The sequence below is a fragment of the Geomonas subterranea genome (genome assembly GCF_019063845.1).
Classification (GTDB): Bacteria; Desulfobacterota; Desulfuromonadia; order Geobacterales; family Geobacteraceae; genus Geomonas; species Geomonas subterranea.
In genome coordinates this window covers 3,270,315-3,292,955 of sequence record NZ_CP077683.1, presented here as the reverse complement: position 1 = coordinate 3,292,955, position 22,641 = coordinate 3,270,315, and the positions used below count along the sequence as shown (strand labels likewise).

Annotated in this window: 24 protein-coding genes, 1 tRNA gene and 1 riboswitch; of the genes, 16 read left to right on the top strand and 9 right to left on the bottom strand. The window is 58.7% G+C overall.

The window, feature by feature from the left end; all coding sequences use genetic code 11:
* Positions 1-42: 42 nt before the first annotated feature.
* Both KP001_RS14295 and KP001_RS14290 read right to left on the bottom strand, forming a co-directional pair.
* Entirely contained in the window at positions 43-1,101 is a 1,059-nt protein-coding gene (locus tag KP001_RS14295) for an NAD(P)-dependent alcohol dehydrogenase (protein ID WP_217286277.1), read from the bottom strand.
* Between the two features lie 12 nt (positions 1,102-1,113).
* On the bottom strand, positions 1,114-2,124 hold the full coding sequence (locus KP001_RS14290) for an aldo/keto reductase (protein WP_217286276.1): 1,011 nt from the start codon (positions 2,122-2,124) through the stop codon (positions 1,114-1,116).
* A 307-nt stretch (positions 2,125-2,431) separates the two neighbouring features.
* Between KP001_RS14290 and KP001_RS14285 the strand changes: the two genes are divergently transcribed.
* Entirely contained in the window at positions 2,432-3,349 is a 918-nt protein-coding gene (locus tag KP001_RS14285; protein WP_217286275.1) for an AraC family transcriptional regulator, read from the top strand.
* 344 nt (positions 3,350-3,693) lie between these two features.
* On the opposite strand, the gene KP001_RS14280 is transcribed toward KP001_RS14285, so the two are convergent.
* The 3 genes from KP001_RS14280 to trxA all read right to left on the bottom strand — a co-directional run bounded on the left by KP001_RS14280 (position 3,694) and on the right by trxA (position 5,009).
* Positions 3,694-3,912 (bottom strand): hypothetical protein, encoded by a 219-nt coding sequence (locus KP001_RS14280; RefSeq protein ID WP_217286274.1) that lies wholly within the window; start codon positions 3,910-3,912, stop codon positions 3,694-3,696.
* Between the two features lie 240 nt (positions 3,913-4,152).
* On the bottom strand, positions 4,153-4,665 hold the full coding sequence (locus KP001_RS14275; protein WP_224961639.1) for a TlpA family protein disulfide reductase: 513 nt from the start codon (positions 4,663-4,665) through the stop codon (positions 4,153-4,155).
* 14 nt (positions 4,666-4,679) lie between these two features.
* Positions 4,680-5,009 carry a thioredoxin gene (gene trxA / locus KP001_RS14270; RefSeq protein ID WP_199396653.1) on the bottom strand — a complete coding sequence of 110 codons (330 nt, stop codon included), beginning with the start codon at positions 5,007-5,009 and terminating at the stop codon, positions 4,680-4,682.
* Positions 5,010-5,234: 225 nt separating this feature from the next.
* Between trxA and KP001_RS14265 the strand changes: the two genes are divergently transcribed.
* The 6 genes from KP001_RS14265 to hemB all read left to right on the top strand — a co-directional run bounded on the left by KP001_RS14265 (position 5,235) and on the right by hemB (position 11,920).
* A complete protein-coding gene (locus tag KP001_RS14265; protein ID WP_217286272.1) occupies positions 5,235-5,909 on the top strand; it encodes a precorrin-2 dehydrogenase/sirohydrochlorin ferrochelatase family protein in 675 nt (224 codons plus the stop codon).
* Positions 5,906-6,721, top strand: coding sequence for a c-type cytochrome biogenesis protein CcsB (gene ccsB / locus KP001_RS14260; RefSeq protein WP_217286271.1), 816 nt, complete (start codon positions 5,906-5,908; stop codon positions 6,719-6,721). Before KP001_RS14265 ends, ccsB begins: the two co-directional genes overlap by 4 nt.
* Positions 6,722-6,753: 32 nt before the next feature.
* Positions 6,754-8,055: a glutamyl-tRNA reductase gene (hemA, locus tag KP001_RS14255; RefSeq protein WP_217286270.1), complete on the top strand. Its 1,302-nt coding sequence runs from the start codon at positions 6,754-6,756 to the stop codon at positions 8,053-8,055.
* Between the two features lie 24 nt (positions 8,056-8,079).
* Positions 8,080-9,036, top strand: coding sequence for a hydroxymethylbilane synthase (gene hemC, locus KP001_RS14250; RefSeq protein ID WP_217286269.1), 957 nt, complete (start codon positions 8,080-8,082; stop codon positions 9,034-9,036).
* A gap of 196 nt (positions 9,037-9,232) precedes the next feature.
* A complete protein-coding gene (cobA, locus tag KP001_RS14245) occupies positions 9,233-10,771 on the top strand; it encodes a uroporphyrinogen-III C-methyltransferase (RefSeq protein WP_217286268.1) in 1,539 nt (512 codons plus the stop codon).
* Between the two features lie 129 nt (positions 10,772-10,900).
* Positions 10,901-11,920, top strand: a complete 1,020-nt coding sequence (hemB, locus tag KP001_RS14240) for a porphobilinogen synthase (RefSeq protein WP_216499173.1) — start codon at positions 10,901-10,903, stop codon at positions 11,918-11,920.
* A 363-nt stretch (positions 11,921-12,283) separates the two neighbouring features.
* Here the strand turns inward: hemB and KP001_RS14235 are convergent, their stop codons facing one another.
* Both KP001_RS14235 and KP001_RS14230 read right to left on the bottom strand, forming a co-directional pair.
* Positions 12,284-13,150, bottom strand: a complete 867-nt coding sequence (locus KP001_RS14235; protein WP_217286267.1) for a rod shape-determining protein — start codon at positions 13,148-13,150, stop codon at positions 12,284-12,286.
* 193 nt (positions 13,151-13,343) lie between these two features.
* A complete protein-coding gene (locus KP001_RS14230) occupies positions 13,344-13,676 on the bottom strand; it encodes a cupin domain-containing protein (RefSeq protein WP_217286266.1) in 333 nt (110 codons plus the stop codon).
* A 110-nt stretch (positions 13,677-13,786) separates the two neighbouring features.
* On the opposite strand from KP001_RS14230, the gene KP001_RS14225 reads away from it, so the two are divergent.
* Both KP001_RS14225 and KP001_RS14220 read left to right on the top strand, forming a co-directional pair.
* Positions 13,787-14,866, top strand: coding sequence for a ribonuclease Z (locus KP001_RS14225; RefSeq protein WP_217286265.1), 1,080 nt, complete (start codon positions 13,787-13,789; stop codon positions 14,864-14,866).
* Positions 14,867-15,111: 245 nt separating this feature from the next.
* Positions 15,112-15,477: a translation initiation factor Sui1 gene (locus KP001_RS14220; protein ID WP_217286264.1), complete on the top strand. Its 366-nt coding sequence runs from the start codon at positions 15,112-15,114 to the stop codon at positions 15,475-15,477.
* Positions 15,478-15,482: 5 nt separating this feature from the next.
* On the opposite strand, the gene KP001_RS14215 is transcribed toward KP001_RS14220, so the two are convergent.
* On the bottom strand, positions 15,483-15,680 hold the full coding sequence (locus KP001_RS14215; protein WP_217286263.1) for an RNA-binding S4 domain-containing protein: 198 nt from the start codon (positions 15,678-15,680) through the stop codon (positions 15,483-15,485).
* Between the two features lie 95 nt (positions 15,681-15,775).
* On the opposite strand from KP001_RS14215, the gene KP001_RS14210 reads away from it, so the two are divergent.
* The 6 genes from KP001_RS14210 to KP001_RS14185 all read left to right on the top strand — a co-directional run bounded on the left by KP001_RS14210 (position 15,776) and on the right by KP001_RS14185 (position 20,702).
* Positions 15,776-16,339 carry an elongation factor P gene (locus KP001_RS14210; protein ID WP_216499167.1) on the top strand — a complete coding sequence of 188 codons (564 nt, stop codon included), beginning with the start codon at positions 15,776-15,778 and terminating at the stop codon, positions 16,337-16,339.
* Between the two features lie 85 nt (positions 16,340-16,424).
* Positions 16,425-16,500, top strand: a tRNA-Phe gene (locus tag KP001_RS14205).
* 95 nt (positions 16,501-16,595) lie between these two features.
* Entirely contained in the window at positions 16,596-17,027 is a 432-nt protein-coding gene (locus KP001_RS14200) for a nucleotidyltransferase substrate binding protein (RefSeq protein ID WP_217286262.1), read from the top strand.
* Positions 17,014-17,337: a nucleotidyltransferase family protein gene (locus KP001_RS14195; RefSeq protein ID WP_217286261.1), complete on the top strand. Its 324-nt coding sequence runs from the start codon at positions 17,014-17,016 to the stop codon at positions 17,335-17,337. Before KP001_RS14200 ends, KP001_RS14195 begins: the two co-directional genes overlap by 14 nt.
* A 244-nt stretch (positions 17,338-17,581) precedes the next feature.
* Positions 17,582-17,664, top strand: a riboswitch (cyclic di-GMP riboswitch).
* 167 nt (positions 17,665-17,831) lie between these two features.
* Entirely contained in the window at positions 17,832-18,560 is a 729-nt protein-coding gene (traT, locus tag KP001_RS14190) for a complement resistance protein TraT (RefSeq protein ID WP_217286260.1), read from the top strand.
* Positions 18,561-18,689: 129 nt separating this feature from the next.
* Positions 18,690-20,702 carry a tetratricopeptide repeat protein gene (locus tag KP001_RS14185; RefSeq protein ID WP_217286259.1) on the top strand — a complete coding sequence of 671 codons (2,013 nt, stop codon included), beginning with the start codon at positions 18,690-18,692 and terminating at the stop codon, positions 20,700-20,702.
* A 144-nt stretch (positions 20,703-20,846) separates the two neighbouring features.
* Here the strand turns inward: KP001_RS14185 and KP001_RS14180 are convergent, their stop codons facing one another.
* The gene (locus KP001_RS14180) at positions 20,847-21,140 is read right to left on the bottom strand and encodes a hypothetical protein (protein ID WP_217286258.1); all 294 of its coding nucleotides are present in this window, start codon (positions 21,138-21,140) and stop codon (positions 20,847-20,849) included.
* A gap of 27 nt (positions 21,141-21,167) precedes the next feature.
* Between KP001_RS14180 and KP001_RS14175 the strand changes: the two genes are divergently transcribed.
* Positions 21,168-22,004, top strand: coding sequence for a hypothetical protein (locus tag KP001_RS14175; RefSeq protein ID WP_217286257.1), 837 nt, complete (start codon positions 21,168-21,170; stop codon positions 22,002-22,004).
* Positions 22,005-22,641: the final 637 nt, after the last annotated feature.

Genomic DNA, 22,641 nt, shown 5'->3' with positions numbered 1-22,641 from the left:
CAAGGGGAGGGGGGAGGGGTAGGGCACACCGGCCAACTTTGTTCACTCCGCCTTCAGCGAGGCCATGTCGATAGAGAAGCGGTACTTCACGTCCGACTTCACCAGCCTTTCGTAGGCCTCGTTCACCCTCTGGATCGGGATGACCTCGACGTCGGAGGTGATGTTGTGCTGTCCGCAGAAGTCGAGCATCTCCTGGGTCTCGGCGAGCCCTCCGATGAGTGAGCCGGAGACGCTGCGGCGGCCGAAGAGGAGCGCAAAGGAGGAGAGGGCGAGCGGCTTGTCCGGCGCACCGACCAGGGTGATGTTCCCTTCCAGACCCAGCATGTGGATGTAGGCGTTCAAGTCGTGGTCGGCTGCGATGGTGTCGAGGATGAAGTTGAAGCTGCCGGCGTGCTGTTTCATCTGCTCGGCATCCGTGGAGATGATCACCTCGTTGGCGCCCAGCCGCAGGGCGTCCTCTTTCTTTCCGGGCGAGGTGGTGAAGACCACCACGTGCGCGCCGAACGCCTTGGCGAACTTGACCCCCATGTGACCGAGGCCGCCCAGACCGACCACGCCGACCTTCTTACCCTTGATGTCGCCCCAGCGGTGGATGGGGGAGTAGGTGGTGATTCCGGCGCAAAGCAGCGGTGCCACCCCGGCCAGGTTCAGGTTGGTGGGGACGCGCAATACGAAGTGCTCGTCCACCACGATGCTGTCCGAGTAGCCGCCATAGGTGATCCCCCCCAGGTGCTTGTCGGGGGAGTTGTAGGTGAAGGTCGCGTTGGTGCAGAACTGCTCCAGGTTTGCCTCGCAGCTGGGGCAGCTGTGATCGGAATCCACCAGGCAGCCCACGCCGGCCAGGTCGCCCGGCTTGAACTTGGTTACCGCGGAGCCCACCTTGGTCACGCGCCCGACGATCTCGTGTCCCGGAACGCAGGGATACATGGTCGGCATGACGCTGTTCCACTCGTCGCGCACGGTGTGCAGGTCGGAGTGGCAGATGCCGCAGAAAAGGATTTCGATCTGGACGTCGCGGTCGGTCGGCTCGCGGCGCTGAATGGTGGTCGATGCCAGCGGGGCAGTCGCGCTGGCGGCGGAATATGCTTTTGCCTTATACATGATTGATCCTCCTTACCTGTTGGTGAGCTTTTCCAGCATCTCGGGGTAGCGGTCCCCTTCCACGTGTATCTTCGCGGCGGCGGAGTCGATTTGGCGCAGGTCGTCCCGGCTCAGGCTGATGTCGAGGGCGCCGTTGTTCTCGTCCAGGCGCTCAAGTTTCGTTGTTCCCGGGATGGGTACGATCCACGGTTTTTGCGCCAGCAGCCAGGCGAGGGCGATCTGCGCGGGGGTGGCTTTTTTCTGAGCCGCGATTTCCCCCAAGAGGTCCACCAGTGCCTGGTTCGCCTGCCGCGCCTCGGGCGTGAAGCGGGGGAGGGTGGTGCGGAAGTCGGTGCTGTCGAAGGTGGTGCCGGCGTCAATCTTTCCGGTCAGGAAGCCTTTGCCGAGCGGGCTGTAGGCGACGAGCCCGATGCCCAGTTCCTCCAGCGTGGGGAGGATCTCCGCCTCGGGGCGGCGCCACCACAGCGAGTATTCGTTCTGCAGCGCGGCGACCGGCTGCACGGCATGTGCACGGCGGATGGTCTGCACGCCCGCCTCGGACAGGCCGAAGTGTTTCACCTTCCCTTCCTGGATCAGCTGCTTCACCGCGCCTGCCACGTCCTCGATCGGAACGTCCGGGTCGACCCTGTGCTGGTAGAAGAGGTCGATGACGTCGATCTTGAGCCGCTTTAGGGAGGCCTCGGCGACTTCCCGGATGTGCTCCGGGCGGCTGTTCAATGCCGGAGTCGCGCCCTTCATCCCCCTGGGATCTTTGCCGGGGGCGATGTCGAAGCCGAACTTGGTCGCGATTACCACCTGCTCCCTCAGGGGAGCGAGCGCCTCGCCGACCAGTTCCTCGTTTGTGAAGGGGCCATAGACTTCGGCCGTATCGAAGAAGGTGACGCCGCGTTCCACCGCCGTCCTCAGCAGGGTGATCATCTCCTGTTTGTCCTTGGGCGGACCGTACGAGAAGCTCATCCCCATGCAACCAAGGCCCAGGGCGGAAACTTCCAGCCCGCTGTTTCCGAGTTTACGCTTTTGCATACTGGTCTCCTTTAACTGATAGGTGTTGTAGTTGATGCAGTAGGGACCGATGTTGTGAGAGTCGGCATACCGGCAAATTCTACCGCATCGTGCCCCATGCTCCAGCCGGCCATGCTCGTGTCCCGTTGGAGATGATTGGATCGTAGCTCTTATAACGGAAAGGTTGGTAGACCGATCCTGCCTGATTTTTGCCTGATTCTCCGGGCGCTGCAAAAAATGTTGTAATGGGTGCGGAGCTTGGGTAGGATGAGTTACGTCAAAAGGTTGTTAAAACAGCTTGTTGGGCTGCTGCTTGGAGGTTCTCGCAATGAAAGACGCTATTGAAAGTTTGAGACGGAGTGTTGCCCGATGGACTGAACGGGGAGAGTTGTTCCAGACGCCGGTCCCCGGCCTGTCGCTGTTCAAAAGGGAAGAAGTCACCGAACCCGCCAGCGGCATGTACGAGCCCAGTGTCTGCCTGGTAGCGCAAGGCGCCAAGCGCGTTCAGCTTGGTGACGAAACTCTGATCTACGACGCCAATCACTTCCTGATCACGTCGGTGCATCTGCCCACGGTGGTGCAGATCATCGAGGCAAGCCCCGAAAAGCCGTATCTGGGGCTGAGGCTGATGCTCGACCTGCGAGAGGTTTCCCAACTGATGCTCGACAGCAACCTCCCCCAGCCCCGTACCCAGCAGTCCAGCCGCGGCATGGCGGTCGGAGAGGTGACCTTGCCGCTTCTCAGCGCGTTCCAGCGCTTGCTCGACCTGCTTGACGACGAGAAGGATGTTGCCATTCTCGCACCGATGATCCAGCGTGAGATCATCTACCGGTTGCTTGTCGGCGACCAGGGGGCGCGCCTGAGGCAGATTGCTTCGGCGGGAAGCCAGAGCCAGCAGATCGCCCGGGCCATCGACTGGCTCAAGGGGAACTTCAGCAGTCCGTTGCGTATCGACGATCTGGCAACCAAGGTCAACATGAGCACCTCGACCTTCCACCACCACTTCCGGACCCTGACCGCCATGAGCCCGTTGCAGTACCAGAAGATGCTGCGCCTGAACGAGGCCCGGCGCCTGATGCTCACCGAGCGCTTGGACGCGACCACTGCCGCCTTCAACGTAGGTTACGAGAGCGCCTCCCAGTTCAGCCGCGAATACAGCCGCCTGTTCGGAACGCCGCCCTTGCGGGACATCACCCACCTGCGCCGCATGGCGACCGCCGACATTCCATCATCGGTCTCCGCCTGATCCGCTAAAGCGCCCATCTGCGGTGTACCCATCAACAAAGTGTTGATGACCATCGCAACGATGTTGATGACCATCGCAACGATGTTGATGACCATCACAACGATGTTGATGACCATCGCAACGATGTTGATGACCATCGCAACGATGTTGATGGCCATCACAACTATGTTGATGACCATCACAACTATGTTGATGACCATCGCAACGATGTTGATGACCATCGCAATAATGTTGATGACCATCGCAACAATGTTGATGACCGTCGCAACTGTGTTGATGACCGTCGCAACTGTGTTGATGGCCATCACCAAGAAGTTGTTGCTGGCCGTTGCTCCAAGGAGTGGTTATTGCTGGTCCTCGATGTTCCAATACCCCGGCTTGGCGCATGTGCTGAGACCTTCCGAGCCCTTTTCTGAAGCAGTCGACTCGCGTGCCTTCACCGCTGCTTCCTTGGTGAGGATTACCATCTCGACCTCCTCCCCCACGTGACTCTTGATGGCCGCCACATCCTGACCATTTTTCAATTCGAGAACTATGTGGCCGTCGTCGTCCTGTCCTATCATTCCCGTTGCCCTCAGTCTCATGGGTCACCCCCTGTTCGCATTGTCCGGAAAAACACACAGAATCGTGCCATGTGATTAAAAAAAGTCAATGTGTTGGCCGGGAGAGGCAGGTAAGTAGCAGCGGGAATCCGTGGCGGGGAGGGGGCGGGAACAAAAAAAGCGGCGTCTCGCGACGATGACCGTAAATGGTATCGCCGCGAGACGCCGCTCTTCTCATTTTTCGTGGTGCTGACTGCCTGTCTATTCTGCGAGCAGCCTCTTTATGGTGTCTTCCATCGTCTTCGCAGTTTGATCCGAGAACCCCTGGAACCTTTCGGCGACGACTCCCTTCTTGTTGATGACGAAGACGGTCGGGATGGAACGCAGGCCATAGTCGGTCTGCATCTCCTCGCCGGCTATGGCGACGGGGTAGCTGATCCTGCGCTCGTTGATGAAGTTCTTTACGTCGCGGTCGCTCCCTTCGTCGACGCTGACACCGAGCACCTGCAACCCCTGCTTTCCGTACTTCGCCCTCAGCGAGTTCAGGTGGGGGATGGCCTCCTTACAGGGGAGGCACCAGGTGGCGAAGAAGTCCATCACCAGGACATAGCCCTTGTAATTGCTCAGGGTGATCGGCTGCCCGGAAGTGGTGGTCAATCTGATCGGGGGAGCGGGGTCGCCTTTTTGCAGTATCGCGGCTGCCGGCTGCGTGAAGAGCAGCAGGCCTGCGAGTGCCAGCGGGGTAATTCTCATCAGGTATTTCTTAAACTGCATCTGCTTTTTCATTTTTAGAGAGCCTTATTGATCAGGGCCTCCAGCTGGGCTTTCGGGATGGCGCCGACCACCTGGTCCAGCACCTTGCCGTCCTTGATCAGGATTACGGTGGGAATCCCGCGCACGCCATACTTGCCAGGGGTCGCCGGGTTGTCGTCAACGTTGACTTTGCCTACTTTAACGCGTCCTTCGTATTCGGACGCGACCGTATCGATGAGGGGAGCGATAGCTTTGCAGGGGGCGCACCAGGTGGCCCAGAAGTCTACCAGCACCGGGATGTCGGACTGCAGGACTTCCTTCTCAAAGTTGTCGTCGGTAAAGGTATGTACGTTTTCGCTGGCCATGGAACCTTCTCCTTTAATAAAAAAAAGTGAGTTCTACTATAAATGAGCCGATGAAAAAAGCAAGGAGTAATTGCCCCCTTGGTGAGAGCCAACTAAAGTCGGCAAACCCCTCGCATCGTTCATGTATTCAGCATTGACAGGTCGGCGGGATAGGGCCATATTGGGGCGGCCGACCGCCATAAATCAACGACCCCGGCCGTCCCGGCGGCGTGCTACGGAGTGCCCGTGCGTCATTATCCCATAAACCTGAACCTGAAGGGGCGCCTTGTCGTGGTCGTAGGCGGAGGCAAGGTCGCGGCCCGCAAAGCGGCGCGCCTGGTCGGCGCGGGGGCGCGTGTCACCGTGGTTGCGCCTGTGGTGGAGGAGTCGCTTGCCGCTCTCGTAGCGCACGGGGGAGTCGCGCACCTGTGCCGCAGCTACCGGTCCGGGGACATCTCCGGTGCGATCCTTGTCTTTGCTGCCACCAGCGATCCCGCCGTCAATCGCGAGGTGGCACGGGAGGCCCGGGAACTCAATATCCTCGTCGACTGTGTCGATCTGCCGGGAGATGGGGACTTCGTGACACCCGCCGTTCTCGAACAGGGGGGGCTTCTCATCACCGTCTCGACTGGTGGAGCCAGCCCTTCTCTGTCAAAAAGCATCGTCGAACGACTGAGGCCCCAGTTTGGTCCTGAATACGGTGAAGCTGTTGCTCTTTTAGATGCCGTCCGTGAAAAGCTATTGACTGAAAAGGTGGGGAACGCATACAATGACACGGTTTTTGCCGAGCTTGCCGCGCTGGACCTCCCCGCGCTGATTAAAAATGGGCAGAGAGATGCCATAGACCAGATACTCCTGAAGCTCTCCGCTGCCGGGGCCGCACCGGGCCCGGCAGGGGCAGGAAAAGAGGACCCTTCATGAACGCCTTGCTCTTCAACAGCACCCTGGTCATCTACGCGGTCGTCACCGCTGTCTACCTGATCTACCTGCTCAAGCCGAAGGAGTCCCTGGGCAAAACAGCCCTCTGGCTCACCCTGGCCGGCTTCCTCGTGCACTGCGGTTTCACCCTGAACCGCTTCATCGAGGCGGGGCACACCCCGATCACCAACCTGCACGAATCGCTCTCCTTCTTCAGTCTCTCGGTGGTCGGCATCTTCCTGCTGCTGGAAAGGCGTTACAAGATCAGCATCCTCGGCTCGTTCATGATGCCGGTGGCGCTGTTGATCATGGCGATCTCCGCCTCCTTCTCCACCATCATTCCGCCTTTGAACCCGGCCCTGAAAAGCAAGTGGCTCGCGGTCCACACCATCATGGCGTTTCTGGGGTATGCCGCCTTCGCCATCTCCTTCGGCGTCAGCATCATGTACCTGATCCAGTCGCACTTCCTGAAGACGCGCCGGCTCGGTTCCATGTTCCAGAAGCTGCCGTCGCTGGACATTCTGGACGACATAAGCTACCGCTGCCTCACCTTCGGTTTCCCGCTCCTGACCTTCGCCATCATCTCGGGCGCCATCTGGGCGGAGACCGCCTGGGGGACCTACTGGAGCTGGGATCCCAAGGAGACCTGGTCGCTGATCACCTGGTTCATCTACGCCGCCTTGCTGCACGGCAGGCTCACCACCGGTTGGCGCGGCAGGAAAGCCGCCATGCTCTCCATCTTTGGCTTCGTCATCATGCTTTTCACCTTCCTCGGCGTTAACCTGTTGCTGCCGGGGCTGCACAGCTACAAGTAAGAGGGATTTCCCCAGAAGGGGCAGGGATTGTTATGAACATTATTGTGGTCGGGCTTTCGCACAAAACTGCCGCAGTTGAAATCCGGGAAAAGGTCGCATTCTCCCCCACCCAGATGGAGAAGCCTCTCAATGCCCTCGTGGCGCTCCCCGACATCACCGAGGCCGTGATCGTTTCCACCTGCAACCGCGTGGAGCTCTACGCCACCACCCGTGACGTCGCCGGCGGCATGGCCCGCCTGAAGCGCTTTCTTGCCGAGTACCACAACTTCCCGCTGGAGACGCTGGAGAAGCACCTGTACAGCTACCACGGTGAGGAGGCCACCCGCCACGTGTTCCGCGTCGCCTCGAGCCTCGATTCCATGGTGGTAGGCGAGCCGCAGATCCTCGGGCAGATCAAGACATCCTACGGCTACGCCGCCGAGTTCAAGAGCTCCGGCGTGATCCTGAACCGCTTCCTGCACAAGGCCTTCTCCGTCGCCAAGAGGGTGAGGACCGAGACCAAGATCGCCTCTTCGGCCGTTTCCGTCGCCTTTGCCGCGGTGGAACTGGCCAAGAAGATCTTCGGCGAGCTCTCCGACAAGACGGTCCTTCTGATCGGAGCCGGCGAGATGTGCGAACTGGCCGCCAAGCACTTCATCAACGTCGGCGTGCGCGGCGTCATGGTCACCAACCGCACCTACGAGCGCGCCGAGAAGCTGGCCGAGGAGTTCGACGCCAAGCCGGTCCACTTCGAGGCCCTGATGGACCACCTCCCCAAGGCGGACATCATCCTCTCCTCCACCGGGGCTCCCCACTTCATCATCCACGAAAAGGACATGGAGGACGTGCTCAGGCGCCGCAAGCTGAAGCCGATGTTCTTCATCGACATCGCCGTACCGCGCGACATCGACCCCAAGGTGAACGACGTGGAGAACTGCTATCTCTACACCGTCGACGACTTGAACGGCGTGGTGGCCACCAACCTTGAGCAGCGCAAGATAGAGGCGGCCAAGGCCGAGGCCATCGTCGAGCAGGAGATCGGGCAGTTCTTCAAATGGCTCTCCTCGCTGGACGTGACCCCGACCATCGTGGCACTCAGGAGCCACTTCGACGAGATCAGGAAGGCGGAACTGGCCAAGACCCTCTCCAACTGGAAGGATCTCCCTCCCGGTGCGGAGAAGAAGATGGAAGCACTGACCAACGCCATCATGAACAAGCTGCTGCACCACCCGACCAGCCTCTTGAAGAGGACCGACCAGGGGAGCCGCAACGACCTGTACGTCGACGCACTGCGCCACCTCTTCGACCTGGAGACCCCCGAGCAGCAGGAAGGCATGATGGAGCTGGAAGATTAAATTTAACCGAAAAGGAGAATATATATGGCGCTGAAAGAGCTGAGAATAGGAACCCGCGCGAGCCAGCTCGCACTCTGGCAGGCAAACTGGGTCAAGTCCGAGCTGGAGAAACGCTACCCCGACATGACGGTCACCCTGAAGAAGATCAAGACCATCGGTGACAAGATCCTCGACGTGCCGCTGGCGCAGGTGGGCGGCAAGGGACTCTTCGTGAAGGAGATCGAAGAGGCGATGCTGCGCGGCGAGATCGACATCGCGGTGCACAGCATGAAGGACGTGCCGACCGAGTTCCCGGAAGGGCTGGGCCTTTACTGCATCACCGAGCGTGAAGATCCGCGCGACGCCGTCATCTCCCGCAACGTCAAGTTTCTCGACCTGCCGCAGGGCGCCCGCATCGGCACCTCGGCGCTTCGCCGCCAGGCGCAGCTGCTGAAGGTCCGCCCCGACCTGGAGATGGTCATCATCCGCGGCAACGTGCAGACCCGCATGGACAAGCTCGAGACCGAGGGGCTCGACGCCGTCATCCTGGCTGCCGCCGGCCTGAACCGCCTGGGCTTCGCCGACCAGATCACCGAGCTCCTGCCGACCGACCTTTCCCTGCCGGCCATCGGCCAGGGTGCGCTGGGCATCGAGTGCAACCTCTCCAACGAGGATGTGAAGGACGCCATCTCCTTCTTCAACCACCCGGACACCAGCCGCGCCGTTCGTGCCGAGCGTGCTCTTCTGTGGCGCTGCGAGGGCGGTTGCCAGGTCCCCATCGCCGCCTACGGCGAAGTGACCGGCGACGAGCTGAAGCTGACCGGTTTCATCGCCTCGGTGGACGGCAAGGTTTCCGTGAAGGGTGTGGTTACCGGCCCCGCCGACGACTGCGAGAAGCTGGGCGTGAAGCTCGCCGAGCAGCTCCTCTCCGAAGGTGGCCACGCCATCCTCGCCGAGGTGTACCAGCGTGAAGTCTCCCGGGAGAAGGAAATCCCGGTATAAAACCACCAAACCATTAGCCACGGAGGCACGGAGAAAATCTGAGAAAAGCCAAAGACTTTGGGGTTACCCCTTTTTTTGCCTTTCTCCGTGTCCTCCGTCTCTCCGTGTCCAACGGTTCTGACTTTCTTTTAAAGGCTAATGGTTCTACCTTAGCCTTTTGCCTTTTGCGCACGACACTCTCTTTTCCTGGTGCGAGATGACCGTTGATACGACAAAAAAAGGATATGTCTACCTGATCGGTGCGGGGCCCGGCGATCCCGGTCTCATCACCGTCAAGGGACGTGACTGCCTGGCCAAGGCCCAGGTGGTGATGTACGACTACCTGGCCAACGACGAGCTGCTGCGGCTCGCTCCCAAGGGGGCGGAGCTCATTTACGCCGGCAAGGTCGGCGGCGAGCACAACCGCGAGCAGAGCCAGATCAACGACCTGCTGGTGCAAAAAGCGCTCTCCGGCAAGGTGGTGGCCAGGCTCAAGGGGGGGGACTCCTTCATCTTCGGCCGCGGCGGCGAGGAGTGCGAGGCCCTGGTGGCGGAGGGAATCCCATTCGAGATCGTCCCGGGTATCACAGCCGCTGTAGGCGCCACCAGCTACGCGGGGATTCCGCTTACCCACCGCGGCGTCACCACGTCGGTCGCCTTCGTGACCGGTCACGAGAAGAAGGGAAAGGCCTCCTCCGAGATCGACTGGGAGGGCCTTTCGCTCGGGAGCGGCACGGTGGTCTTCTACATGGGGGTCACCAACCTGCCGCATATCGCGCAGAGCCTCATGGATCATGGCCGTGCGCCGGCAACCCCGGTGGCGCTGATCCGCTGGGGCACACGCCCCGAGCAGGAGGTGCTGGTAGGGACGCTGGCCGACATCGCCGAAAAAGCGCGCGTCGCCGGGTTCAAGGCCCCCGCCATCACCGTGGTCGGTGAAGTGGTCAACCTCAGGGAGACGCTGAGATGGTTCGATAACCGCCCGCTCTTCGGGCAGTCGGTCCTGGTTACCCGCGGCGCCGACCAGGCCGGCGAATTCACCTCGATGCTGGAACAGTTGGGCGCCCACGCCTACTGCTGTCCGACCATAGAGATCGCGGCACCCGGGAGCTACGCGGCCCTTGACGAGGCGATCGACGCCCTGGACAGCTTCCACTGGATCATCTTCACCTCGTACAATGCGGTCAAATACTTCTTCACCAGGCTTGCCGATCACGGCCTCGACAGCCGGGCCCTGGGAGCCTGCCGCGTCTGCGCAGTAGGTCCCAAGACCGCCGCAGCGCTCGCCCCCTACGGCATCCGCCCCGACCTCATTCCCGCCGAGTACAAGGCCGAGGGTGTGGTGGCCGCCTTCTCCGAATTGGAGATGGACGGCAAGTGGGTTCTCTTCCCGAAAGGCGACCGCGCCCGCGAAGTGATTCCGGAAGAACTCGGGCGCCTGGGGGCACAGGTGATCGCGCCGGTGGCCTACGCCAACCATACTCCCGCGAGCATCCCGGAGGAGGCGTTACAGGCGCTGGAGGAGAGGCGCATCGACTGCGCCACCTTCACCTCCTCGTCGACGGTTCAGAACCTGGCGGGCATCCTTGGGGAAAATCGATTCCTGCACCTGATGGAAGGGGTGAAGATCGCCTCCATAGGGCCGATCACCTCCAGGACCTGCCGTGACCTCGGCCTCGAGGTGCACATGGAGCCGGCCGAGTTCACCCTGGAAGCGCTGTCGCGGGAGATGGTCAGGTACTTCGGCGGGAAATAGCAGAGCGCTTTCCCCCCCGGTTAGATCCTTCGCAGCACGCACAATCTGCCCCTCACGTCCCCTCGCCCTCCGGGAGAGGGACGTGAGGGATCCTTTTAGAAACGAACGCATAACCAAAAGGAGAAATCTATGTTCTACCCGGTGTACAGAGCGAGACGAATTCGGGGCAAGGAAGTCTTCAGAAACATGGTCAGGGAGACCTCCGTTTCCGCCAACGATCTGATCTACCCGATGTTTTCCGCCTTCGGCAAGGGGATCAAAAAAGAGATCTCGTCCATGCCGGGGATCTATCAGCAGTCCATCGAGAACATCGTCGAGGAGGCCCAGGAGGTTTACGAGCTGGGTGTTCCGGCCGTGATCCTGTTCGGCATCCCCGAGCAGAAGGACGCCATGGGGAGCGACGCCTACTCCGAGACCGGCATCATCCAGGAGACCATCCGCGCCATCAAGAAGAGCGTGCCCAAGCTCGCCGTCATCACCGACGTCTGCATGTGCGAGTACACCGACCACGGCCACTGCGGCGTGATCAAAAACGGCGACGTGGACAACGACGAGACCCTGGAGCTCTTGGCCCGCGAGGCGCTCTCTCACGCCCAGGCAGGCGCCGACATGGTCGCCCCCTCCGACATGATGGACGGCCGCGTGGCCGCGATCCGCGAGTCGCTGGACAACAACGGCTTTAACCACATCCCGCTGATGAGCTACGCGGTCAAATACGCCTCCGGCTACTACGGTCCGTTCCGCGAGGCTGCCGAATCCACCCCGCAGTTCGGTGACCGCCGCTCCTACCAGATGGATCCGGGCAACAGGCTCGAGGCGATCCGCGAGGCGAGGATGGACGTCGAAGAAGGTGCGGATATCCTGATGGTCAAGCCCGGCCTGCCGTATCTCGACATCGTGCGCGAGGTGAGAAACGAGTTCAACCTCCCCACCGCCGTGTACAACGTCTCCGGCGAGTACAGCATGGTGAAGGCCGCCGCCAAGATGGGGTGGATCGACGAGGACCGCGTGGTCATGGAGACCATGATGTCCTTCAAACGCGCCGGCGCCGACCTGATCCTGACCTACCACTCCAAAGAAGTGGCCAAGCTGCTGCGCAAGGGTTACGAGGCGGAGCTGAACGGCCGTTGCGGCTGCGGCTGCCGGTAGCCAGTAGCACCATATAAAGTAAAAGCCCTTGTCGACTCTGTCGGCAGGGGCTTTTTTATGTTCATTGGGGAATTGGCGGGAAGGTGGCGTATGTTGCCTGCGGTGCACCGCGCGTGTCCCCACGTTCCCCCTTTTGCAAAGGTTCTATTAGCGATGCGTGGTGGTTTCCCACCTTGGAGCCCTTCCCCGAAGGGGGGGGCTGGCTCCGCCAGGGGCCTGTCCCCTTGGTGCTTGGGACGTTGGCTGAGCTGAATGGAGCGTTCCGCTAGAGGAGCCAGTCCCTTCTGCCGTGCGCCCTCTCTCCTGTAAGATCCATACCGCCACCGTCCGCTAATAAAGCCTTCGCAAAGGAGGGCATCGCAGTTATTTCCACCGGTTCAGCATCACTACGACCGGAAGGATGGCGCGTGCACCCTCGACGACGGCGCTGCGCGGGTGGGCTGCGGTGAAGACGTTGATGCCGGTGCGCTCCTCCAGCAGGTGCCGCAGTCCCGGTATCAACGCGCCGCCGCCGGTGAGACAGATGCCGCTGTAGATGATGTCGCACCCAATATCGTTGGGCAGGTCCCTGATGAAGATGTCGATACCGTCGGCAATCTCTTCGAGGACCGTGGGCAGGGCGGCAGCAGCCGTCATTCCCGCCGGGTGTTCCCCAGCGCTGGTGCCGTAGCTCCGCAGCAGCAGGTCCGCCTCCTCCTCATCAAGCGTGGTTTTGCGCTCCGACGCGACTGCCGTCGCGATGGCCCGCCGCATACGGCAACAGCCGCCCCGGAGGGCGTAGCTGGCGATGACTTTTCCGCAGCGGAATACGGCACAATCGGTGACACCGTCGCCGACATCCACCACCATCTGGGCGTAAGGAGAAGAAACATCGAGGCTGGCGCCAACGGCGGCGGCGAGCGGCTCCGGGATGATGGACACCGCCGCGGCCCCCGCCTTCATGATCGCATCCGTCAGCAGCTGCCGCTCGCTTTCACTGGCGTCGCTGGGGGCGCAGCCGAGGATGCTCGGCTTCACCATGCCGAAGACACGGCGCTTTTCGATGACTGGCTGCAGGATTTGGACGGTCGTGTCCGGGTCGACGACGACGCCGTCGCGCAGCGCCCTGCGGGAGCCGATCCGGGAGGGGACTTCGAAGATCCCGCAGTTTCCGGTCGCAATACGAGTGGTTGCAGTGCCGACATCAAGAGCGACGTGTTGTCGCCACTGATCGATGTTGAAAATAGTCATGATCCTGACCCGACAAGTTGCTGTTCTGGCAGGAGTGAGCATAGCCCAAGGCGCAATGAGGGTCAAACAAAAGTGTTAAGGCGTCAACACAGAGGTCACAGAGGTTCACAGAGGAAAACAAAAAGCTTTGTCTCTGTGTCCGCCCGGGTTTTCCCCCGGTGTCCTCTGTGCTCCGCTTTTCAAGTTTTTGTCTCTAGGCCCTGATCATCACCAGCAGCATCTTGAAGCGCTTGACCGCACGCAGGGAATGCGGCTTGTTGGCGGGCATGATGATGATCTCCCCGGCCGACACGGTGTGCGTCGTCCCCTCGATATTTATTTCCGCCTCGCCGTCCAGCACCTGCACGAAGGCATCGTACGGAGCGGTGTGTTCGCTCAACCCCTCACCGGCGTCAAAAGCGAAAGCTGTGATCGTGCCGACAGGCTTGTCTATGACCGTCCTGCTCACCACCGCGCCGTCCTGATAGCCCGCAAGATTCACCAGGTTCAATGCCTCACCCAGAGCCACACCCTTTTTCTCAGCCATGTCATTTCTCCTTTTCCTGTGAGCTTGCCGTTGTTCTCTTGATGGGAACTGTAACCCGTACAGAGAGTGTTGCAATTGATGCAGGTCAATCTAATGGTAAAATTCTGCGCATGCCCAAACCTTTCCGCTACCTCGAACCCACCTTCTTCGCGGGTCTCTTCGACGACCCGCTGCTCCTGGTCCGGGTACGTCCCACCGGACGTGCGCTCCTCTTCGATTGCGGCAAGATGCATCACCTCGCCAAGAGAGTCTACACCTCCATCGACGCCATCTTCATAAGCCACGCCCACATGGACCATTTCATGGGGATGGATAGCGTGATCCGCCACAGTCACGCCTCGCCACGCACCATCGACGTGTTCGGCCCCCCCGGCCTTGCCGGCCGCATGGCCAACAAGTTCGCCTGCTACGACTGGAACCTCGCCGACACCTTCTGGGGTAACTTCCGTGTCAACGAGGTCGGGGCAAACGGCCGGGTCACCAGCACCCTGTACAACGGCCCGGAAGCCTTTGCCGCCACTTCCGAGGGAGAGCGTAACGGCGTGCTCTACGGCAACCGGCACCTGACCGTCACCGCCACGCAGTGCGAGCACCACATCCCGGTGATGGCCTACCGGATAGACGAGGGTGCCGCATTCGTGCTCGACGACCATCGCATGGCCGTAGAGGGGGTGCGGAAGGGGGCCTGGCTGAAGGATATGGAGAAGCTGTTCCACGACGGCGTGATGGAGAGGAACCCGGTCCGCTACCCGTGCGAGATCGGAGGGAGCGTGGAGGAGAGGCTGGAGCCGGATGCGGCCGCCCTGTACCAGCGCATCAGGAAGTTTGAAGAGCCGGCCAGCATCGGCTATGTGACTGACGTCGGGTACTCCGGGGAGAACCTGGAGCAATTGGCGGGCCTGTTGGAAGGAGTGACCCTGCTGGTGTGCGAGTGCGCATTCCTGGCGTCCGAACAGAAGAAGGCGGAGCTGTCCCGTCATCTCTGCACCACGCAGTTCAACAAGCTGCTGGAGCGCTTGCGTCCCAGGTACGTGCTGCCGATGCACTTCTCGAAGACCTACCAGAGAGGGAGTGCGCCGCTATATGAGGAGATCGAGCCGCCGCCCGGCGTCACCGTTTTGAAGATCCCCGATCGATTGACCCCGCGTCCCATCATGGAAGGCGAGGTGCCGCGGCCGGTAGAGCTATGAGCCTCACGCAAAGCCGCAAAGGCGCAAAGAGAGACACAAGACAGAACCAGTGGCCACGGAGAAAATCTGAGGAAATCTGAGAATGCAAAAACAAAAAAAGGGTAAAACCTTTTGCTTCTACCCTCCGGCTTTTCTCGGTTTTCTCAGAAGTTCTCAGATTTTCTCCGTGGCTAATGGTTCAGACTTTCTTAGCGTCTTTGCGGCTTTGCGTGACACGAAGTGGATTTTCTGCTACAAAAGCAGCCATGAAAAAGACCACCTCCAACAGTGATGCCCCGGTAGTCTACTCCTGTGAATTCGGCCGCATGTGCCCCGGTTGCGGAAAGCCGGTCAGCGCCTGTGCCTGCAAGAAATCCTCAGCGCCCGCAGGTGACGGAGTGGTGCGCCTGAGACGCGAAACCAAAGGACGCGGCGGCAAGACCGTCATCGTCATCACAGGGCTCCCCCTCGACGCGGCGGCGCTCACGGCACTGGCGGGCGAACTGAAGAAGCGTTGCGGCTGCGGCGGGACCGCCAAGGAGGGCGTCATCGAGATCCAGGGCGACCACGCCGAGGTGCTCCTCGCCGAGTTGATCAAGCGCGGCTACAAGGCCAAACGCGCGGGAGGCTGATCCGGCTATTCCACCGGGAACGTTTTTCCTCCAAGTTCCACCTTGTCGCCAGGACGCAGCTTCCTGCCGCGGCGCAGTTCCACCTCGCCGTTTACCGAGACCATCCCTTCCGAGATGATGATTTTCGCCTCGCCTCCGGAGCAGACCGCATCCACCGCCTTAAGAAAACTGTCCAACTTGATAAATTCTGTATCTATCTTCACAGATCCTCCACATCTCAAAGTCTCGCCGTCATGGCGCGGTTGAATTTAGCACAAAATTCTGCTAAAAAGGGACATTTCGCTAAGGAGAACCCCGCATGTACACTACCAACGATTTCAAGAAAGGCCTCGTCATCCAGCTGGACGGCGCGCCCTGCGTGTTAGTCGACGTAAGCTTTCAGTCCCCTTCGGCCCGTGGCGCCAACACCATGGTGAAGACCAAATACCGCAACCTGATCACCGCGCAGGTCCTCGAGAAGACCTTCCGTTCCGGTGACAAGGTAGACGAGGCCGATTTCGAGCGTCACAAGGGGCAGTTCCTCTACGCCGACGGCGGCCGCGGCATCTTCATGGACCTGGAGACCTACGAGCAGTTCGAGATGGAAGAGGACAACTTCGAAGCCATCGCGCCGTTTCTTCTTGACGGTACCGAAGTGCAGCTTGGCATCTTCCAGGAGCGCATGGTCAACGTGGACCTTCCCATGGTAGTCGAACTGGTGGTAACCGAGACGGCTCCCGCCATGAAGAACGCCACCGCCACCGCGCAGACCAAGGAAGCCGTCTTGGAGACAGGTCTGCGTCTGCAGGTGCCGCCGTACCTCGAGGCAGGCGAGAAGATCAAGGTCGACACCCGCGACGGTCGTTTCATCTCCCGCGCCTAGTTTAGCTTGTCCACCGAAGCCTTGGCGAAGGTGGAAAGAAAAGGGTTGACACAATCAGGGAATCAAAGTATAAAGTTGGTCTCTTGCCCAGATAGCTCAGTCGGTAGAGCAGAGGATTGAAAATCCTCGTGTCGGCGGTTCGATTCCGTCTCTGGGCACCACTAGAAAGTAAAGAGACCAGTTAGAAATAGCTGGTCTCTTTTTTTATTTCTTCCTTACGGCTCGGCAGGTACTGTCACACCACTTGGAGGCAGTGATGCATCTGAACACCGAACACTTCGCTCGCTGCATCAAAACCCTGGAGAGCTCCCTCACGCTTCTCACCGCGTCTGATCCTGACAGCATCGAATACGAAATATATCGCAACGCAGTTGTCAAAGGTTTCGAGTTGACCTTGGAAACGGGCGGCAAGCTGCTCCGTAAGGCTCTGAAGGCTTACACCGGCAGCCCAAGAGAAGTCGACAGTCTCACCTACAAAGACGTTTTGCGTCATGCCGCCAAACACGGTCTGATGGAGGCCGATACTGTCGAACGCTGGTTCCTCTATCGCGACAACCGAAACAGCACTGCACATGATTATGGTGTCGGTTTTGCGGAAGATACACTGAAAGTCCTGCCCGGGTTCATCGTTGACGCCCGTGCCTTGGAGGCCACTTTGCTGGAGCGTTCAGGCGATGCCGAAGCTTGATTTGCGCCCTGAATGGTTGGAGATGGTTCGCCAGTTGCTGGCCGTTCATCTCCCGGATGCCGAGGTGCTTGCTTATGGCAGCCGGGTGCAGGGGACGTCCCACGACGGTAGCGATCTCGACTTGGTCGCCCGGAACGTCGCCGACCTCAGCGTACCGCAACCAAACCTTTTTGAGCTGAAAGAGGCTTTGTCCGACAGCAACATCCCCATTCTCGTCGATATCCTCGATTGGGCGCGTATTCCTGAGAGCTTCAGGGGGGAGATCGAGCGAGGCGGGACCGTGCAGGTGCAAAGCGGCAAACGTCGCTAGAAAAGAGCTTCCTTTTCCCTCACAGACGAACCGGACACCATGGTCCACCGGAGTCACTTTACGCTGGCCGCCCGCGTCCCTTGGAACCTCCTCAACCTCCCCTTCTATTTTTGCCCTGCTCCAGTTCATCAAATAAAATCATTAGACATCGAAAGTGAATAGTGGTATGAGAGCAACTGAACTTAGAGCCTGCGAAAGCAGGAAGAGCGGGGAATAGCAATCTAAAAGCGAAATTCAGGGCTGCTGCCGATAAGAGCAAAATCAGAGTAATCTGATGACGCAAAACCATAGGGTCCATAGAGAGATTATGGATAGCCGGTTACCGAAGAAGCGGGGATTTTTAAAAGCGCCCATGTTCTCAGCGTAAATGCTGAGTCGGGCGCTTTTTTTTGTGTGCCCGCTGCTATGACGACAGCGGGCTGGCAGAACCTGCGGTGTTTCTTTATGGCCTGCACACATAACAGCTGCAGGCACACTCAACAACTGGAGGAAGTATGTTCAAAGCCACTATGAAAGTAATGATGCTCTTCGCTCTCACCGCCATGCTCTTGCCCGGTTGCGCGGCGATCCAGCACCGCAACCTCGAAGTGTCAGCGAAAATGAGCGACACGGTGTTCCTGGATCCGGAGACTCTTGAATCCGGCAAGCCGATTTACGTCAGGGTGACCAATACCAGCGACTTCCAGGAGATCGACTTCGGCAAAGCTCTGAAAGACCAGATCACAGCCTCGGGGCGCAAAGTTACCTCCAACCCCAAAGAGGCAGCATACCTGTTGCAGGCGAACCTTTTGTACCTTGGTGAAGAGAAGAAAGACATGACCATGGAAGGGGCCGTGGCCGGCGGCGTCGGTGGCGCCATTCTCGGTATGGCCAGGGCTGACGGGCGCGGATACGGCGGGGGGCTTACCGGTCTCGCCATAGGTGCAGCAGGTGCGGGGCTCGGCGCCCTAGCCGGGTCCATGGTGCACGTCGATACCTACCTTGGCCTGGTGGATATCTCGATCAAGGAAGCCGTTGAAGGTGGTGTCACCGGTACAGAGACAGCCTCCCTTAGCAACGGATCCAGCACCTCCAAAAACACCACCCGGAGCGTGTCCGACAGCAGGCAGGAGTACCGCACCCGCATCGGCGTGAAAGCAGTGCAGACCAACATCAACCGTGAGGAAGCCACCAAGACGATCTCTGGCCGCCTCGCTTCCCAGATAGCGGGATACTTCAAGTAAAGACTGAGTGCCCCCGCTCGTGCGGGGGCACCCTATCGGTCTCGGTACTATTTTGATCTTCTGTGGCACCATAGCCTGTGCGGTCGCATCATTGGCTGGTTCTTCAGCCGATGAAAGCATTTCAAGCTGATGGCTGTTGCCGTCAAAGGAATGTCCGCCGTTAACTCGCCACGTTTGAGCGCAATTGGTCAAGAAAGGGGCAATATTGTGATTCGGTTTCTTCGAATAATGGTGGCTTTTGTAGTTTTACTGGTGCCGGTATTAAGTTTTGCCGATGCTAACTTGGACGCATGCTGGAACTTTTCAAAAGCAAGTGATTACTCACGCGCCGTAGAGCATGCAAAAAAAGCCACTAAATCGTCTCCAAAAAATTATGAAAGTTTTTATTGTCTTGGATATTCTTTACGGATGGCAGGAGAACTCAATTCCGCTTTGTCCGCGTTTAAAAAGGCAGAGGAACTTACCAGCGATAAAGAAGCCTTGATGTACATTTATAACCAGCAAGGCATAGTTCTAAGTACAACCGGAGAAGAAGAGCAAGCGTTGCAGGAGTATAGTAGATATCTAAGCATTGCTAAAGAGCTTGGTAGAACGGGTGATGAAGGTACAGCCTTGGCAAATATTGCTGATATTTACCATAATCGTGGTCAGCTTGATCAATCCTTAGAATATTATCAAAAAGCCCTTCAGTTAACTGAAGATGAGAAGTCCGCTCCTGTTTACAATAACATGGGCTTGCTTTACGCTTCGAAAGGCGACACTGATAAAGCCGTAGAATATATCAAACGCGCAATTGAGATTGATGAAAAGAAAGGCGATTACCACGCTCAAGCAATACATTTGCTGAACTTAGGGTCCATTCAAACACGGTTGCGCGAGTTTTCTCTGGCCAACGACTCCCTTTTCCAAGGACTAGATAAAGTCAGGAAGGTCAAAGATGCATATTGGGAGGCTGTAGCAGATGTCTATCTGGGGCGGTTGTACAGAGATATGGGGAATATACCCCTTGCCCGGAAGTGGTTTAGTGCCGCTATAGATATATACTCCAAGATAGGGGCTGCTGCTGACCTGGCAAATACCAGAGCTGCATTTGAGGACCTCTCGCAACCCCGTCCGTATGGCGGAATCGAGATCGGGGCCAAAGGGGTTAAGGCCTCTGTGTTAATTATCAAACCTCTGCCTGAAGGGTCTTATGATGTAGACGAGGCTCTCCGCAAAACCATTAATACCACAATCTTCGCTGGTGTGAAAACAAAGGGAGCCTTTGAACCCCAGGCTATTGATGAGACGGCCAACGCCGTAAAAGAACTCTTCGACTTGATGGTTGGCAGCTACAAGGTCGACATGAAAAACATCTACCTTGTTGGGAGCAGCGCCGTTGCAAAGGCCACCAACCGTGATGCCTTGACGGAAAAAGTAAAGCAACTAACGGGCGCAAAGCTAACATACATTACCAAGGATGACGAAGTCCTCTATAATGTGGTGGGAAGCATTCCTGCAGATAAAATCGCCAAAGCCCTCTCTGTTGACATCGGCAGTGGTAACACAAAGATTGGATACTGGGATCGAGCCAATGGTCGGGACAATGTTGTTGCCGTCGAAGTGCCACTTGGCACTGTTTCCCTCTCCGATGCTGTAGCCAAAGCTGGCGATGACCCGAAAGCCTTGTCTAACGCCGCAGACAAGGTCATTCATGAAGAGCTTGCCCCTAGGCTAAAGGCAGAAATGCAGAGGCGACCGGGTTACCGTAACCGCCGCCCAGTCTACCTTGTTGGCGGAATTGTGTGGGCTGTAGCAACACTCACTAAACCCGGCGATAGGAAAGATTTTACCAAGCTGACCCCGGCTGACGTCGACAAAGTCATAGCTGGTCTCAATAAAAACCCGGATGCGCTCTTAAACCCGTCTCTCTCCCACATCAAGGATCCGGAAATCAAGAAATGGGCTGAGTCTCAAATCAATTCGGTTAAGGATGTCTTCACTCCTGAGAATATGCTGTCTGGGGCAAAACTACTGAAAGCGGTCTTTACCGAAATGAAGATTAAAGAGGGTTATTTTGCTCGATGGGGCAGTTGGGTGGCTGGGAAAGTTTACCTGCAGGCATACGATGCTGAGGAGCAAGCAGCAAAACTCGCGAACTAGCCTCCATCCGTAGGCAAAGAATCATTCGCTTCCGGTCCCGCCGCGCTTCCAGTAACTCCTGGAACTGCGGCGGGATTTTTGTTGCAAGTGGTCTTTTTTTAATGTAGCGTCCTCATACCTTTTGTTGTATGAGTCAGTGCTGGTTTACCCGCAGGGGAAGGCGGTGTCGTTGTCCCTGTCGCCGCTGCCGGAAAGGAGTCCCGCGATGGTGGGGGCGAAGCCGGCGGCGCTGTGACAGCGCTGGCAATCGGTGGCTATGTTCGCGCTACCCTTGGCGTCGGCCGGGCCCGTCTTCCCGAGAGTTTCCGCAAAGAGATCGTGCGCCGAGGAGCGGTACAGGTGCAGTCGCCCCGCCCCCGGACCGACTGACCCTCGCGCGCCGTTTAGGGGTGAGGTTTCCGAACTACGCTCCGCGGCCTTGACCGGCTGCTTCGCCACGGGGGGCAAATGAAGGGGACGAAGACGATGACATGGCGCAGAAACAGGTCCGCAGGCGTGCTGTTGGTGGCTCTCCTTCTCGGTGCCGCCGGTGTCAGCCGGGGGGCTGTCGCACCCCTTACGCCGGACAAGAAAGTGGAGCAAAAGGGCGAGCCATCAGGGAGCCGCGAGGAGTTCCACCTGGCCGTGGCGAAGCTTTTGAAGGACCCGGAGTTCCTCGACAAGAACAACACCTTTAAAAAGGGGACGAAGATGTACCGCCTCTTCGACTCCTACCTGCGGGATACCTTGTCCGACCCGGCGGTAATAGATTTTCTCTACACTTCCGTCAAGGAAAATGCCGCCCACGTCACCGATTTCGATGCCTTCGGCAAGGCCCTCGTCGGAGATTACGCGGTGCGCGGGCTGACGCGCCTTTCCGAGCGTGAGTTCCAGGAGCTGCTGCGCGTGATGAACGTCATGGCGGACAGGCTCCCCGAACGGGACTGCGCGAATATGCTGCGCCCCGGAAGCGCTTTTGACTACCACTGGCTGGAGCTTTTGCCGCTGGAAGATGCCCAGGTGTACCTGCGCCTCACCCGCAAAGCGCTGATCGCCGAGATTACGCGCTCGCCGCGTCTGCCGGCGAACAGTAAGGAGCAGACCTCGGTGGCATATCAGGCCCTCTTCGCGGAGATAAAGAGACGGCTGCCGCCGGAAAAGCTCGAACAGTTCGGGAGGGTCTGGGGAAAACCGGAAGCCGCCCAGGACGGGGAGCTATGCTGGGGGTACCGGGTGCTCCTTTCCGGCATCCTCGATCTGCCAGCCGAGCCCCGGCGCTGGATGCTGCGCGAGTACGCCAACCTGCTGCGTCCGCGGGAATAGAGCTTCCCTGAAGGAGCCGGCGGCAGGGGGGCTTCGCGGTGGGACGGCCGGCGGTGCCGTTCGGGTAACGGGGTGAAAGCGAACCGGTGACGCTGCCGGATCAGAGAGGGTGAACGGCCGGCGCCGCGGTTGAGAAGCAATACGAATCCATTCCCTGCCATTAACAAAGAGAGGGGGCCAGGTTTCCACAACTGGCCCCTCTCTTTATTTCCGTTTGTTCTCATGGACGTCTTCACTCCTGTAGGAAGCGATCAGATGCAGGTGGCATTCTCCTTGAATTGTTAAGGCAGAAGTGCCAATCAAAACGTTATATGGCTGATCGGCTTCGTCTTAGCGGATGCGCAAGTACCCTTTACTTTTTCCTCAATTGAAGAAAATTATTTTAGTTGTAGTATTTACCAGGGTCGCTCGTGGAACGGGGCGAGAAATTACTGTCATGGAAGATTTCGTCGTGTGTTTCCGTCTCGGGGTACGACACATTGTACGCAGGAGAACGCTTTTGCTTAGACTGATATATCTCCTCTACTGATAGTGGAGGGGTAGGTACACTCTGAAAAAGCCCACAGAGTAACGGCGGCGTACAGAAGCGGCCGTTACCAAGGACACGCATGACGGCTCCCCCCTCTGTCGAAAAGCT

What these genes read in the sequence shown, in the direction of transcription:
- KP001_RS14295 (WP_217286277.1), bottom strand. Translation starts at nt 1,101, where the DNA reads ATGTATAAGGCAAAAGCATATTCCGCCGCCAGCGCGACTGCCCCGCTG.
- KP001_RS14290 (WP_217286276.1), bottom strand. Translation starts at nt 2,124, where the DNA reads ATGCAAAAGCGTAAACTCGGAAACAGCGGGCTGGAAGTTTCCGCCCTG.
- KP001_RS14285 (WP_217286275.1), top strand. Translation starts at nt 2,432, where the DNA reads ATGAAAGACGCTATTGAAAGTTTGAGACGGAGTGTTGCCCGATGGACT.
- KP001_RS14280 (WP_217286274.1), bottom strand. Translation starts at nt 3,912, where the DNA reads ATGATAGGACAGGACGACGACGGCCACATAGTTCTCGAATTGAAAAAT.
- KP001_RS14275 (WP_224961639.1), bottom strand. Translation starts at nt 4,665, where the DNA reads ATGCAGTTTAAGAAATACCTGATGAGAATTACCCCGCTGGCACTCGCA.
- trxA (WP_199396653.1), bottom strand. Translation starts at nt 5,009, where the DNA reads ATGGCCAGCGAAAACGTACATACCTTTACCGACGACAACTTTGAGAAG.
- ccsB (WP_217286271.1), top strand. Translation starts at nt 5,906, where the DNA reads ATGAACGCCTTGCTCTTCAACAGCACCCTGGTCATCTACGCGGTCGTC.
- hemA (WP_217286270.1), top strand. Translation starts at nt 6,754, where the DNA reads ATGAACATTATTGTGGTCGGGCTTTCGCACAAAACTGCCGCAGTTGAA.
- hemC (WP_217286269.1), top strand. Translation starts at nt 8,080, where the DNA reads ATGGCGCTGAAAGAGCTGAGAATAGGAACCCGCGCGAGCCAGCTCGCA.
- cobA (WP_217286268.1), top strand. Translation starts at nt 9,233, where the DNA reads ATGACCGTTGATACGACAAAAAAAGGATATGTCTACCTGATCGGTGCG.
- hemB (WP_216499173.1), top strand. Translation starts at nt 10,901, where the DNA reads ATGTTCTACCCGGTGTACAGAGCGAGACGAATTCGGGGCAAGGAAGTC.
- KP001_RS14235 (WP_217286267.1), bottom strand. Translation starts at nt 13,150, where the DNA reads ATGACTATTTTCAACATCGATCAGTGGCGACAACACGTCGCTCTTGAT.
- KP001_RS14230 (WP_217286266.1), bottom strand. Translation starts at nt 13,676, where the DNA reads ATGGCTGAGAAAAAGGGTGTGGCTCTGGGTGAGGCATTGAACCTGGTG.
- KP001_RS14225 (WP_217286265.1), top strand. Translation starts at nt 13,787, where the DNA reads ATGCCCAAACCTTTCCGCTACCTCGAACCCACCTTCTTCGCGGGTCTC.
- KP001_RS14220 (WP_217286264.1), top strand. Translation starts at nt 15,112, where the DNA reads ATGAAAAAGACCACCTCCAACAGTGATGCCCCGGTAGTCTACTCCTGT.
- KP001_RS14210 (WP_216499167.1), top strand. Translation starts at nt 15,776, where the DNA reads ATGTACACTACCAACGATTTCAAGAAAGGCCTCGTCATCCAGCTGGAC.
- KP001_RS14200 (WP_217286262.1), top strand. Translation starts at nt 16,596, where the DNA reads ATGCATCTGAACACCGAACACTTCGCTCGCTGCATCAAAACCCTGGAG.
- KP001_RS14195 (WP_217286261.1), top strand. Translation starts at nt 17,014, where the DNA reads ATGCCGAAGCTTGATTTGCGCCCTGAATGGTTGGAGATGGTTCGCCAG.
- traT (WP_217286260.1), top strand. Translation starts at nt 17,832, where the DNA reads ATGTTCAAAGCCACTATGAAAGTAATGATGCTCTTCGCTCTCACCGCC.
- KP001_RS14185 (WP_217286259.1), top strand. Translation starts at nt 18,690, where the DNA reads ATGGCTGTTGCCGTCAAAGGAATGTCCGCCGTTAACTCGCCACGTTTG.
- KP001_RS14175 (WP_217286257.1), top strand. Translation starts at nt 21,168, where the DNA reads ATGACATGGCGCAGAAACAGGTCCGCAGGCGTGCTGTTGGTGGCTCTC.